The sequence below is a fragment of the Xenococcus sp. PCC 7305 genome (assembly GCF_000332055.1).
GTDB lineage: Bacteria > Cyanobacteriota > Cyanobacteriia > Cyanobacteriales > Xenococcaceae > Xenococcus.
Window position 1 is genome coordinate 1 of record NZ_ALVZ01000079.1, and the last position, 14,189, is coordinate 14,189.

Consider the following 14,189-nt stretch of genomic DNA (forward strand, 5'->3'; position numbering starts at 1 on the left):
TCAAAAATATTTCTCAAATAGAGCATTCAAGACACAGGAGTATCTGGAATTTTCTGGTGAATCTTCTGGCTGGATTAGTAGCTTACTCTTATTTCCCGCAGAAACCTTCTCTTGATCTAGAGCCCAAAGCTTTATCGGCTCTCCCTCCTACTGTTTTTTAACCCTGATTCAGCAGCTAGAAGATAGAGCCTAATCCATTTTAAATCTCATGACGCACAAAGCGCCAAGCTTTGCTGAGCGCAATTTATTTTTTAGCGATCGCGTATGGTCTTGGTTTCATCTTGTCGAACTCAGGTTATATTAGCTATTAACAGGCTGTTTAAGTACAGAAACAGTAAAATATAGACAAATTAACTCAAGTTACAATCTGTTACTCAATCATTATGGATGCCATTACTTATACCCAAGCACGGAAAAATTTCACCTCAGTAATGAACCAAGTTTGTGATGACCATGCACCAATTATCATTACTCGTCAGTCAGAACGTCCTGTTGTCATGATGTCCCTCGAAGATTATAGTGCGATCGAAGAAACCATGTATCTTCTTAAAAGTCCTGCTAATGCCCAACGTCTCTACAAAGCCTTGGAAAAATTAAAAGAAGGCAAGTATCAATCGCACGAACTCATCGAAGAATAATGCCAACTATGGATATTTTGTTTCTGGATGATGCTTGGCAAAATTATCTATATTGGCAAAAAATAGACAAGAAAATACTAAAACGGATTAACGAACTAATCAAAGATATAAAAAGATCACCCTTTGAGGGTATTGGCAAACCAGAATCCTTAAAGTTTGACTTATCTGGTTTATGGTCGCGTCGCATTAACCAAGAACATCGTCTTATTTATCAAGTGAAAGACAACTGCATTATCATCATTCAATGTCGTTATCATTATTAATTTTGCAACAATAAAAACATCTTTTTCTTCGTATTTATTAACGAGAAAAATTTTACTTTGGGAATGTCTTGGAATTTGTTTTGGTCTGTGATATTATTAATTTAATAATGGAAGTGGTGACGTTTATTTGCATGTCTAACCACTCCCATTATGAAGAATTAGAATTATGTTACCATTGGCGATCGCCAAAGTCAACTGCCTCTTAATAAAAGAAAATATTAAGAAAAATTAATTTCCAACTTGAGAACGGGGGATAATTTTCAAGCGGGATAAATAATAATCTATTTGCTGAATTGTTTTAAAATCCTCTGCGGGCAAACAATCATGATTCCCAAAATTCCATGCAGACTCCAAAAAAGCAAAACTTTGACGTAATTGTCGAGAATTAGCAATGATTGGCGCATCAAAATGACAAGGAATAATTTGTTGAAAATCCCAGGTTGCTAAGTGATCGATCCAGTTCAACGTCCCCTTGCGATCGCGATTCATGATTAAACTTTGTAAAATCGGTGCAACCAGCAGGCGACCATCTCGACAAAGAGCATGAAAACAGTTTTGCCAATCATTTTGCCATTGAAAAGGATATAATCCAAAATAAGCTTTACTCGATTTATCTGGTGCCGAGAAGGCATTGCGAAATACTTGACTCCACTGGGGAACAGCTAACACGGTGGGCTGAAAATACATTGCAAATAGGCAGATTCTTTGCCAACCCTTGAGACGATTTTCTGGACTGTCCACAATTGGCTCCAACGCATTTTCCCTGGCATGAAATAATAGCGGATAGGAATCCAGCTCGACGATCGCGGGAGGAGACTGGGGAATTGAAACCAAAGAATCGGTAACCAATAGAGTACGCGATCGCTTATCGAATAAAGCAACCTCCGAAAATTGCCCTAATCTGAGGTCGATAGTATCTAAAATCGCAATTTCTAACTGGTCGGCAAAAGGAGTCTGGTTACTATCTTGAGGTAAAACTTGAGTTCTCTTACCTGGTAAGCCCAACCAGCTCAAAGGTAGATTTAGAGGGAAACTCCATTGCTGCGGTGCCACAAAAACCTCTGCCGTTGGGAACTTTTGGGCAAAAGGGCCCACAAATACTTTATGCTCGATCCCAGATATTGTTGGCAGAATAATATATTTAATCTCTCCATGTTCCTCTACCAACTCCTGAACCAAACGCAGACATTCTATTGTAGGAGCCACAGGTGCATAAACTAAAAGACCACCCTGTTCCAGCTTGATAACGCTCATGCGAATCGGGACAACTACATAGAAGATGCCTTGAATCTGCTCAAATGTCCAAACTGCATCTTTGACAATTTCTCGCCGAATTGTCTTGCGTTGGCCATAGGGATAAATTGGTACAATAGGCCAGAATGGCCAGGATACATCTTTTCGACTAGCTACCTTATCCATCTTGATTGTTTACTTCTGGGGGCAGAGGCATTATAAACTCTAACTGTATTCAGATTACAGAATTGGTAATAGTTTGAGAAATAATTAATTCCCAACGCTCCTTAATTGGCTAGGTTTTGGAATAGTTTCTCTAGTTAAATATTTACACAAGCATATAACTTCTTTATTTTGTCACCGCATTTTTGAATAAGCGGATCTACTCCCCCGCATTGAGGAGCTATTGCAGCTGATTGAGCCGCAAACGCTAAGGCTTCATGGACTTCATTCCTTTTTAATAATAATCGAGATAAAAATAACAAAGCTTCCCAATGCATTTGATCTTGAGCTACAGACTGACGAGCATGTTCTTCTGCTTGCTGATATTCCTGACTTGCCAAAGCGTTTTTAGCAATAATCAATTCAATTCTGGATTGCATTTGATTTCTAATATTTGAGTTTATCTGAGTTTTAAGAACCTCTTGATTCAAAATTGCTAACCTTTGCAAATTGTTGTGAGTTAAGGGAACACGATTTCCCAGAAAAGAAAAAAATCGTCTCAGCATTGCTATTTCCCATACGAGAGTAATAATCTTTTTCTCCTCAGCGTCGATAGCAGGGGCAGTTGCAAACCCACTGAACATATAAGCGCGATGATTCTCTAAGGCCTCCAGTTTATTTTGAGTATCGAATGATTTGATCCAAAGTCTGGACACTGTGTCTAATTTTGTACCGAATTTTCTTTTGAAATAAAGCGGCTGAGAAACTCTAATGGCATCACCTTTCAGCAATAAATGCTGTGCCCATTGGCATTCGACAGCAAAACTATTACAGTACTTATGGGAAAAAAAGTTACCTGAAGCGAGCACTTCACTTCGTGTGACTCCGCGCCAGGGTACTGCTTCTGCTCCTGCTAGATAAAAAGACAATAGGCGTTCCCCAATGCTACCTTGTTTTATCGGCATGAACTTTCTGCCCTGTCCTTCGCCAAACATAAACATATCAGCATAAGCTACTGAGGCTTGGGCTCTATCTTTAAGGACATTTAAGAGAATATTTAAATACTCAGGGTGCCAAATATCATCATGAGGCAAGATAGCGAAATAAGGGGTTGTTATTTTTTGTAATAAGCTGTTTATATTTTGAGACCAGCCAAGTACTTGGTGATTTTCTTGGGCCTCAAATCTTTTATCCCTTAAGAAAGGCTCACATGCTTGCCAGACAAGCTCACTATATTCCGTAGGCTCAATGGCAATTTTCACATGGAAATTATTATATGTTTGTTGCTGAAGCGATCGTAGAGTTTGAGCAATAAATTGCTGAGAACAGTATGCGGGAATGCAGACAGTGACATCGGCCATAACTTATTTACTTAGTTACTTAATTTTCTCTAAAAGTTGCTGGGCAAATAATGGTGCGCAAGTAAATTTTCCAGTATTAATGGAGAAATAACCATCATAGGCTGCTACCCCGATGTTATGTCTTTCATGTAGTTCACTTTCTGGATCATTGATATCTGTTGCACCCCAGGAGAAGATCACACCTGCGGCTACATGTTTGGCTTGGCTGCGCGCAAGACCGGGAATAATCTGATCGAACGCTTGAAGTACATCATTCGCAATCTTAATTTGATTTTGGTTTGCTGTGTTAATGTTCCCGTTGTAGACATTTTCCCAAGATAAAGGCGTTGTGATATCGGTATTCCAGCCTTGTAGGCAACAGGGATACCAGGAGAGATAGGCCGTTTTGCTAGACTGGAAGGTGACAATATCTCCATAGCGACCAAGTACAAAGGTAGAGGAAGGGAGAGAGTATAACTCTTCGGGCAGATCTGCCAAAATCCGATACTTTAACCGATACACCCAACTGCGCTTGGGGACAATTCCCAACTGCTGGTCGATCTTCAATCTTCCTTCCCATAAGCAGTTAACCACTAGGTCAAACTGGTGCTGCCATGGCTCATCATCGAAAGTGACACCTTCAACATAGAATCCTGTGGCGATTCGCTTGACGGATTCAATTTTATGTTGATATAGCGTTTCAATATTGTCGGAATTGTTAATGCTCAGTCGCATCAACTCACGAAGTTTGACTAGACTAACGGATAATTCTGGAGTCGCAACAGCAGCAGCGGCAAAATCAAGATTGAATTCCATTGGCACAGATGCTTTTTGCCATAATTTAGTTAGTGTTGTACCAAGGTAGTTGACCCTATTTTCTTGCGCAAATGCCAAATAATCTTTTTCTAATCTTTCGTAATGCTCAAACAACTTCTTTGGAGAGAGCATAGAATCCTGCATAATGATATAGGTGAATGGATTAGAGACGATATCTGTCCAGTTGATGGGTGAATCAACCCAGCTTTCAATTAGAGGTGCAAATTGCAGTGCAGCTTTCAACATTAGCTTGGATGTTTTGCAACTCTCATCATTAGCATAGACATGCCCAAGATGAATTTTTCCTTCGTTTACCAGGCTAGTTCTCAACATACAATCGGTTGCCTGATCTACCAAAGTTACTTTATAACCCTGTTTTTGTAAGGCTAAAGCTACGCATACCCCTTGAATTCCAGCCCCAAGTACAGCAATTTTCGACAAAGCAGGATTCATGTTGTTACTGAATAATCTCTAGTAGAACCATCATGCAATTATTAAGTAAATAAGCTCAGCATCTCAGACTAGGCCAAATATTACAGCCACGATGGTAACTTTTGATTTTTCATTATCGAAAAAAGTTTAATAATTAATTCCAATCTAGTAAGAATTTACATTATAGATACATTTTTTTCTACAAAGCTTTAAATTAGCAAGTATTTTATCTGTAGTATTATTGAACTTTAGAAACAATAAAAAACACATAAAGCAAATAATTCGAACCTAAATTATAGCCCACAAGCAAAATGAATCAGGGCTCTTATTTAATTCATAAGTGGCTTTCTATTCCTTATTACCCATTACAAATTCACTATTGACTTATTTATATAAATTAAAACTATGGAAATAATTGATAACTTCGCGATCGCAGATTCTAATCAATTAACCTTTATCGACACAAATATAGATGATTATCAAAGCCTAATCCCCGAAGGCCATAATACAGAAATTGTTTTATTAGATAGCAGTCGTGATGGCATCGAACAAATTACTGAAGCATTAGCTACAGCAAGTAGTATTTCAGCTATCAATATTATTTCTCATGGCAATGATGGCGAATTGCAATTGGGCGATAGTTTACTTAGCCATAATAGTCTCCAAAACTATGCCGATAAATTACAAAGTTGGGGTCATGCTTTAACTGAAGATGCCGATATTTTAGTATTTGGCTGTAATCTTGCTAGTACAGAAGTCGGCAAAAACTTTATACAACAACTGAGTGACTTAACGGGCGCAGATATTGCCGCCTCCGATGACTTTACTGGAAATGCTGCATTGAATGGCGACTGGGATTTAGAAGTAGCAACCGGCGTTATCGAAACAGATCCAACTTGGATTGCAGATATTGCGGCTAAGTTTGATTCAGTCTTGGTAACTTACAACGGAAATGAATATCAATTAACATCTGGTAATGTAAGTTGGGCCCAAGCTCAGGCCGAAGCTGAATCCTTGGGAGGTAACTTAGTCACAATTAGTGATGCGGCAGAACAAGCTTGGCTACAAGATACTTTTGGTGGCAATGAAAGACTCTGGACTGGTTTAAGCGATCGCGCCAACGAAGGAGAATTTACTTGGGTCAGTGGTGAAACAGCAGGTTATACCAACTGGGCACCGAATCAACCGAATAACTTTGGTCAGGGGGAAGACTTTACCGTTTTGCTAGCCAGTGGACAATGGAATGATGTGGGAGGAAATGCTAACCTCCGAGGCATTATCGAGATTGGCGATGATAATCCAACTGAACCTGAAGTCTTCATCTATAACGGCAATGAATATCAATTAACCTCTGCAAATCTACCTTGGACTCAAGCCCAGGCAGAAGCTGAGTCTCTAGGCGGTAACCTCGTCTCTATTAATGATGCGGCTGAACAAGCTTGGCTTCAAGATACCTTTGGGGGCAATGAGCAACTCTGGACAGGGTTAAGCGATCGCGCCAACGAAGGAGAATTTACTTGGATCAGTGGTCAAACATTCAACTACAGCAACTGGGCATTGAATGAACCCAATAACTTTGGCCAGGGAGAAGACTTCACCGTTTTAATCTCTAATGGACAATGGGGTGATCGAGCAGGCAATGCTAATCTTCGAGGCATCATCGAGATTGGCGACGCCAATCCAACCGAATCCGAAGTCTTTAACTATAACGGTAGGGAATATCAATTAACTTCTACTAATTTAACTTGGACTCAAGCCCAGGCAGAAGCCGAGTCTTTGGGCGGTAACCTCGTCACCATTAATGATGCGGCAGAACAAGCTTGGGTAGAGGATACTTTTGGCGGCAATCAAAGACTTTGGATAGGCTTAAATGATCACACAATTGAAGGTGAATTTGTCTGGCCTAATGACGAGGCAACAAACTTTACTAACTGGGCGAATAATCAACCCAATAATTTTGGATTGGGGGAAGATTTCGTTGCCTTACAAAAAAATGGCAAATGGAATGATTATGCAGGGGGAGTTAAAATCCGAGGCGTGGTGGAAATCGGTTCTAATGATCCGGGCAATCCTGGGGTCATTGGACTAGAAACTAATAGCTATCAAGTGAACGAAAGTGATAGTTCTGTGGAAGTGACAGTTCTTCGTACTCAAGGAAGTGATGGTGCAATCACAGTAGATTACCAAACCTTTGAAGCTTCGGCCACAGAGAATGAAGATTATATCCCCGTATCAGGAACTCTCAATTTTGCTGATGGAGAAACTAGCAAATCTGTCACAATTCCCATCATCGATGATCAGCAACCGGAAGAAACCGAGAATTTTAGCATCACGATCGATAATGTTACTGGTGGCGCAACCTTGCTTGCTCCGCGAACAGCATTAATTGACATTATTGGTACTGATGGTAATCCCCCTGGATCAGGTAATGGTTTGCGAGGCGAATATTTCGACGATATTGATTTTACTAATACTAAAGTGATTCGTACCGATAATACGGTTGATTTTAATTGGGGTAACGGTTCTCCCGATCCGGCGATCGCACCTGATACTTTCTCGGTACGTTGGACAGGAGAAATCGAAGCGAGATTTTCGGAAGTCTATAATTTCCAAACTACCACTGATGATGGGATAAGGTTATGGATTAATGATCAGTTAGTTATTGACCAATTTATCGATCAACCACCCACGTCTCATCAAGGCAATATAGATCTAATTGCAGGGCAAAGATATGATATTCAACTAGAATATTATGAAAATGGTGGTGGGGCTGTTGCTGAGCTCGCTTGGTCCAGTGCTAGTCAACCTTTTGAGATTGTGCCCGAATCGCAACTTTATTCTGAGGACATACCAGGCCCCATAACCTTAATTCAAGAAACTGTCTTTTCTGGCCTGAATCAACCTACCGCGATCGATTGGTCTCCTGATGGTGATCTGACATTTATCGCGGAAAAAGGCGGTGTGATTAAAGTTGCAGAAGACGGACAAATATCGAACTTTATCGATATCTCGGCACAAGTTAATGGAGTACGCGATCGCGGGTTACTAGATATTGCGGTTCACCCTGACTTTTTCGATGGTAGTCCCTATGTCTATGCGCTTTATACCCATGATCCAGCAGAAGTATTTGACAATAGTGGGTTAGCTGGCCCCGATGGCATTGGCAATCGAGCGGCTCGCTTAACTCGTATCACAGCCGATGCCAACACTAATTTCACCACTGCGGTTCCTGGAAGCGAATTTGTTATCTTGGGCACTAACAGTACTTGGGAAAATTTCAATGCTTTTGCCAATAGCACCAATGACTTTAACGAACCTCCCGCAGGCATTCTCGCTGATGGCAGCAACTTACGAGACTTTTTAGCTGCTGACAGTGAATCCCATACTATTGGCGGTGTAGAATTTGGCCCCGATGGTGCCTTGTATGTCAGTAACGGAGATGGCACATCCTATAACCGCGTCGATCCTCGAACTGTACGAGTGCAAGATATTGATAATCTCTCGGGTAAAATCCTCCGCATTGACCCCATAACAGGAGACGGGTTAAGTGATAATCCTTTTTATAATGGGGATGCGGGTGCCAATCGTTCTAAAGTTTATCAATATGGATTGCGAAATCCCTTCCGTATTACGGTAGATCCGACCGATGGTAAAGTCTACACAGGCGATGTCGGTTGGACACAATGGGAGGAAATTAATGCTGCTGGGCCAGGGGCTAACTTTGGTTGGCCCTATTATGAAGGTGGCAGTGGCACTAGTTTACAAACTGGCGGCTATCGAGATTTAGCTGAAGCTCAAGCTTTTTATAATAGCGGTGAATCAGCAGAGCCCTCAATTCTGGCTCTTAATCATGGTGCTGATGGCATCAATGCGATCGTGTTAGGTGATATTTACCGAGGAAATAATTTCCCTGAAGAGTATCAAGGAGATCTGTTCTTCAATGACTTGGGTCAGGGTATTGTGCGCAATGTTAGTTTTGATGAATCTGGCAATGTGACCTCAGTAGATACCTTTGCCACAGGAGCCAATGTGGTGGTGCAGATTGTGGAAGGGCCTGATGGCAATCTTTACTATGTCGATCTTGATGATGGTTTAGTTGGTCTTTGGAAATTTGCCTAGGCAATCATGTAGGGGCGCATCGCGATACGCCCCTACGGTATCAGGCAAAAATACAAGCATTGCGAGGCGGTAGCCTTAACTCTACGCTATTTTCCCCATTATTTACTTGATGAGCAATAGATCCTCCCCCATACACTGGTTTTTCTGGTTGATTGGGTAAGTCTGGCAGGGCAAAATTCACAGTGGTTTCTGAGGTCTCAACATTGATTGCTACCATGACTACTTCTGCATCCAAAACACGAGCAAAAACATAAACGGCAGCTTCTGCATAGAGAATCTGATATTTGCCTGTTCGCAGGGCAGGATATTGATGATGCAAAGCAATGAGTTGCTGATGATATTTTAGGGTGTCGAGATCCCAATCTGCTTTTTCTGGGAAGCCACGGCGACAATCGGGATCTTTTCCTCCCGGTAAACCTATTTCATCACCGTAATAGATACAAGGTGCGCCAGGAAAGGTTAACAATAAACAAGTGGCCAAATGCACACTATCTTTGTCTCCGCCGGTAGATGTCAAGACCCTTGACGTGTCATGACTATTGAGAAGATTGAATTGAGTAAGTTGAATTTCCCAAGGGTATAAACCGAGTAATTCTTGAATGCGATCGCCGTATTGTTGGGCATTCAGCGCTGGATATGGTTCGTAATGATATTGAATATATTCAGGAATAAAGCGATCGCCTGCGGTGAAAGCAATAGTTGGTTCGGCAAAGCGATAGTTCATCACGCCGTCAAACTGCTTACCGTCAAGCCAGGGGCTAGCATCCGACCAAATCTCACCCACAATATAAGCCTCCGGATTTATCGCCTTAACGCGATCGCGAAATTCTGACCAAAAACCTGCCGACTTCACCTCATTAGGCACATCCAAACGCCAACCATCGATACCCTTATGCAACCAATACTCGCCAACCTGCATAATATATTCTCTTACCTGGGGGTTATCATGGTTAAACTGCGGCAAAGCGCGATTTCCTACCCAAGAGATATAATTTGCCGGCTTACTCCCGTCATAGGCAGCCAAGGGCCAGTCTTCAACTTTAAACCAATCTAACCATGCTGAATTACCGCCATTTTCTAAAATATCGCTGAAAAAGAAAAATCCTCGACCAGCATGATTAAAAACTCCATCGAGGATAACCTTGATCTCGCGCTGATGGGCAGCCTCCAAAAGAGCTTCAAAAGCAATATTGCCTCCTAGCATGGGATCAACTTGATAAAAATCGTGGGGGTGATAACGATGATTGGCCGCCGACTGAAAAATTGGGTTGAAATAAAGTGCATTAATCCCCAAGTCTTGCAAATAATCTAATTTGTCAATGACAGCCCATAAATCTCCACCTTTGTAACCTTCATAGGTTGGTTGGGCATCCCAAGCTTCGAGACAATTCGATCGCCATAAGCCTGGATGGGGTTCTGAAGATCTGCCAAAGCGATCGGGAAATATTTGATAGAAAACCGCATTTTTCACCCAATCAGGAGTATTTATTATTGTCATAATCGATTTGATATCGGAATTTTGTTTTCATCCTAGTATTTTTTACCAGTCTGGAGTTAATTGCGATCGGCCAAAGGCTGGCACCGCGCGATCGCATAGTTTCAATAAACAGTAAATTGATGAGTTGAATCCCAAGGTCGAGACACAGAAGGTTCGTTATACTTAAGAAATAGTTAGACTAGTAATAATGCTACAACTATGAATGCTTATACTCTTAATCTTAAAGTTTCAGCAGAGCCCATCACAGACGCATATTTTAATCAATTATGTTCTCTAAATCCAGAATTAAAACTAGAGACTAATAATAAGGGAGAACTGATTATTATGTCGCCAACAGGAAGTGAAACAGGGAAACGAAATTCTGATTTGTTAGGTCAATTCTGGTACTGGAATAAGCAACATAAATTAGGAGTTGTTTTTGATTCTTCTACGGGATTTACTTTTCCCAGTGGAGCAAAACGATCTCCCGATGTTAGTTGGATTGCTCTAGATAGATGGAATCGCCTTACGTCCGAAGAAAAAAAGGGTTTTGCTCCTATCGCTCCTGATTTTGTATTAGAACTCATGTCTCCTACTGATCACTTGCTGACAGTACAGCAAAAGATGGCAGAATATATGAGTAATGGAGTACGTCTAGGTTGGTTAATTAATCCTGAAAGTAAGCAAGTAGAAGTTTATGGCACAGGAAAAGTGAAAGAGATTTTAGAGCAGCCTCGTATTCTCACCAATGATGATGTTTTACCTGAATTAACGATTGATTTAGACTCTATTTGGGATTGACACTTCCACGACTAAAGCTTGTGGGTTCTCATATTCTACAAACCTTAGTTGGCCTATGAAATACGAAAATTATTTTTACCAAAGGCTTGCAATTATCAACTTGTATTTGTTATGCTTGTTTGGCGCAATAGAAAGAGCGTTTGCCAGGATAGCTCAGGTGGTAGAGCAGAGGACTGAAAATCCTCGTGTCGGCGGTTCAAGTCCGCCTCCCGGCATTTAATTAATAATTGAATGTACATCAACCTCAAAAGCTCCAATGTCAAAAACAATTATTATTGGTGGTGGATTCGTCGGACTTTTCACTGTTCTACACCTGTGTCATCATAAGTATCCTCAATCAGTTACTTTGATTGATCAAAAAGATCATTTCATTTTTAATCCTCTTTTATACGAATTGATGACGGGAGAAATGACGCCTGACCAAGTCTGTCCTACTTACCGTGAACTTTTAAAGGGCAGTTCGGCTACTTTTTTCGAAGATCAGGTTGATCGCATAGATCTTGAGCAACGTAAGATTTATCTGAGTTCGGATACACACTATGATTATGACAATCTCGTATTAGCATTGGGTAAAAAGTCTGGTTATTTTGGTATTGAAGGCGCGGAGAATTATGCTTTTCCCTTCCGTAATCGAGACGATGCTTTAAAGTTAAGCCAACATCTCCAAAAATCTTTGCAAAAAGCGGGTCAAACAGAAGAAGATAAATCTCGTCAAAGATTACTTACTTTTACAATTGTGGGAGGAGGTCCGACGGGAATTGAAATGGCAGGAACCTTAGCCGATTTATTATATCGGTGGTATAGCAAAATAGGGGGAAATCTTGAAGAAATTAAAATCCTACTAGTTAGCCGTCCCAAAGAACTCTTAAAAGGAGACATTAATGCTCATTTAAGAGATATTGTTAAAAAAGCTTTTCAACATCGTCCGATTAAAATAGATTTAATTTTGGGGGCATCAGTAAGCAAAGTAACGGCAAGTACTGTTGAGTATCAAAAAGAAGAAGAAACTCATAGTATCGAGACTAATACTGTTATTTGGGCAGCTGGCACCCAGACCAATCCCTTACTTCGTTCTCTTAACATTGCCCCAGAAAATCGGGCAAAGAATGGCTCTTTGCATATACTACCTACTCTACAACTTCCTGAGTATCCTAATGTTTTCGCTGCTGGAGATTGTATATTCCAATCTGAGCTACACCTTCCTCCAACGGCCCAAGTGGCCTATCAACAGGGAAAAGCGATCGCTAATAATCTCATAGCAAAAGTTAAAGGAAATTCTTTAAAGCCTGCTGAAGTCAAGCTTAGGGGTTCAATGATGAAATTGGGAATTAATGAGAGTGCAGCAAATATCTTTGATCGCTTTGAAGTGAGCGGAGAAGTTGGGCACTTGATTAGAGAAGCTACTTATTTGGAGTTACTCCCCACTCCGATTCATGATTTTAAAGTGACGACGACCTGGATAATTGATGAAATCTTTCATCGCCATAGCGATTAGGAATAAAACATTCAAAATAAGAGGGCTATGCTCAAAATCTTAAATCCGTGCCAGCTAACTCATTCAACTCTGATGCGATCGCCCTCAATCCATAGATTGAAGCTGAAACTCGCTTAATTTCATCTGAATTTATTTCAGTTGAGAGGTTGTCAGCATGATCAATTTGCAACAGGCGATCGCTAATAGCTTGATTCAACGCCGAAATATTGTGCAAAGGATTATCGAATGGTTGAGATGAGCTCAAGGTTCCAACTTTACTGAAGTGAGCAAAACTAGCACTAGTTGCCTGAATCAGAATTAATTGGGAAAACTGATGAAAAATCAATGGCGCTGGTGGTTAAAATGGTGGACGATCGCGGGATTTGTCGTTAAGGAATAAAGCTTAGAGCTTATCAAACCTTATAAACATGTCTAAGATCGGAAAAAGTTTTTTGTTCTAAGTGATTAGCTTCATCGACAATCAACATTTCAACCTGTTGGCAACAGTTTGAGCATTTGTCATTTTTTAATTTTTAAATAAGCGGAAGTATTGTTTCCAGGTTACTTGTTTATGATGAGCTAAAGTTCAATGAGGTAACTAAATTTGTGTCTTTTCCTCAAATAGAAAGATTATTACAACTTGATGAATTAATACGCTCTAATCAAAGACATACTCAAGCTAGTTTGGCTCAAGCTTTGGAAGTTAGCGATCGCACTATCAGAAATTATTTAGATTTTATGCGCGATCGCCTGAATGCCCCTTTAAACAATGATCGAGAAAAAGGATGGTATTACACCGATCCAGATTGGAGATTACAAAGTATTTCTCTTTCTCAAGGAGAACTGTTTGCTCTAACTCTGGGTGCAAGAATGCTAGAAGCATATAGTCAAAGTGCTTATGTCAAAGAATTAGAATCTGGCATTCAGCGTCTAGCTCAAAGACTTCCAGAGCAAACATGGTTTGACTTACAACAGCTTGTTAATGAACAAGTATTATTCCGCGCAGGTGCAGAAATAGACCTTGATCCTCAAGTTTGGCACGATCTTGAAACTGCTTGCCGTAAAAAACGGAGTGTGAAGATTAATTATTACACCGCAGGGCGGAATGCTCATTCAGAGAGAATCATAGATCCTTATATTCTGCATTTTTCCCGTGGTAATCCCATTGTTACGGGATATTGCCACAACAGAAAAGAACCACGTTGGTTTCGAGTAGATCGCATTCAGTCTTTGGAACTATTGCAAGAAACTTTTGAAGATCCTGACTTTGACCGCGAAGCCCATTTTGCCGATGTGTTTCAACACGAAGCAGGAGGAATCCCTACCGCTATTGCTATCTGGTTTGATCCCGTTACCGCGCCATATATCCGCGAGCGTCGCTGGCATCCGTCGCAACAAATTGAAGAACATGACGATGGTTCTTTGACTTTGAAT

The 14,189-nt window shown here is 40.7% G+C and carries 11 protein-coding genes, 1 tRNA gene and 1 pseudogene; 8 read left to right on the forward strand and 5 right to left on the reverse strand.

Annotated elements, in window-relative coordinates; all coding sequences use genetic code 11:
- From XEN7305_RS02685 to XEN7305_RS02695, 3 genes and pseudogenes are all read left to right on the forward strand, one after another.
- Positions 1-161, forward strand: a pseudogene (locus tag XEN7305_RS02685) (IS982 family transposase); the annotation flags it as partial.
- Between the two features lie 222 nt (positions 162-383).
- A complete protein-coding gene (locus tag XEN7305_RS02690; RefSeq protein WP_006507795.1) occupies positions 384-638 on the forward strand; it encodes a type II toxin-antitoxin system Phd/YefM family antitoxin in 255 nt (84 codons plus the stop codon).
- Positions 639-646: 8 nt separating this feature from the next.
- Positions 647-901, forward strand: a complete 255-nt coding sequence (locus XEN7305_RS02695) for a Txe/YoeB family addiction module toxin (protein WP_040896530.1) — start codon at positions 647-649, stop codon at positions 899-901.
- Between the two features lie 228 nt (positions 902-1,129).
- Here the strand turns inward: XEN7305_RS02695 and XEN7305_RS02700 are convergent, their stop codons facing one another.
- The 3 genes from XEN7305_RS02700 to XEN7305_RS02710 all read right to left on the reverse strand — a co-directional run bounded on the left by XEN7305_RS02700 (position 1,130) and on the right by XEN7305_RS02710 (position 4,905).
- A complete protein-coding gene (locus XEN7305_RS02700) occupies positions 1,130-2,320 on the reverse strand; it encodes a DUF4336 domain-containing protein (protein WP_006507797.1) in 1,191 nt (396 codons plus the stop codon).
- Positions 2,321-2,454: 134 nt separating this feature from the next.
- Positions 2,455-3,657 (reverse strand): glycosyltransferase family 2 protein, encoded by a 1,203-nt coding sequence (locus tag XEN7305_RS02705; protein ID WP_006507798.1) that lies wholly within the window; start codon positions 3,655-3,657, stop codon positions 2,455-2,457.
- 15 nt (positions 3,658-3,672) lie between these two features.
- Positions 3,673-4,905, reverse strand: a complete 1,233-nt coding sequence (locus XEN7305_RS02710) for an FAD-dependent oxidoreductase (RefSeq protein ID WP_006507799.1) — start codon at positions 4,903-4,905, stop codon at positions 3,673-3,675.
- Between the two features lie 384 nt (positions 4,906-5,289).
- On the opposite strand from XEN7305_RS02710, the gene XEN7305_RS26320 reads away from it, so the two are divergent.
- Complete coding sequence (locus XEN7305_RS26320) at positions 5,290-9,003, forward strand: DUF4347 domain-containing protein (RefSeq protein ID WP_006507800.1); 3,714 nt, start codon at positions 5,290-5,292, stop codon at positions 9,001-9,003.
- A gap of 40 nt (positions 9,004-9,043) precedes the next feature.
- Here the strand turns inward: XEN7305_RS26320 and XEN7305_RS02720 are convergent, their stop codons facing one another.
- Positions 9,044-10,501, reverse strand: coding sequence for a glycoside hydrolase family 13 protein (locus XEN7305_RS02720; protein ID WP_006507801.1), 1,458 nt, complete (start codon positions 10,499-10,501; stop codon positions 9,044-9,046).
- Positions 10,502-10,699: 198 nt separating this feature from the next.
- On the opposite strand from XEN7305_RS02720, the gene XEN7305_RS02725 reads away from it, so the two are divergent.
- The 3 genes from XEN7305_RS02725 (at position 10,700) to XEN7305_RS02735 (ending at position 12,776) form a co-directional block, all read left to right on the forward strand.
- Positions 10,700-11,281, forward strand: coding sequence for a Uma2 family endonuclease (locus XEN7305_RS02725; RefSeq protein ID WP_006507802.1), 582 nt, complete (start codon positions 10,700-10,702; stop codon positions 11,279-11,281).
- Between the two features lie 142 nt (positions 11,282-11,423).
- Positions 11,424-11,496 (forward strand) — tRNA-Phe (locus tag XEN7305_RS02730).
- Between the two features lie 41 nt (positions 11,497-11,537).
- Positions 11,538-12,776, forward strand: a complete 1,239-nt coding sequence (locus XEN7305_RS02735; protein WP_006507803.1) for an NAD(P)/FAD-dependent oxidoreductase — start codon at positions 11,538-11,540, stop codon at positions 12,774-12,776.
- A gap of 31 nt (positions 12,777-12,807) precedes the next feature.
- Here the strand turns inward: XEN7305_RS02735 and XEN7305_RS02740 are convergent, their stop codons facing one another.
- A complete protein-coding gene (locus XEN7305_RS02740; RefSeq protein WP_040896529.1) occupies positions 12,808-13,101 on the reverse strand; it encodes a hypothetical protein in 294 nt (97 codons plus the stop codon).
- A gap of 260 nt (positions 13,102-13,361) precedes the next feature.
- Here XEN7305_RS02740 and XEN7305_RS02745 point away from each other — a divergent pair.
- Positions 13,362-14,189 (forward strand): YafY family protein (locus XEN7305_RS02745; protein WP_006507804.1); only part of this gene is annotated, 828 nt, incomplete at its 3' end.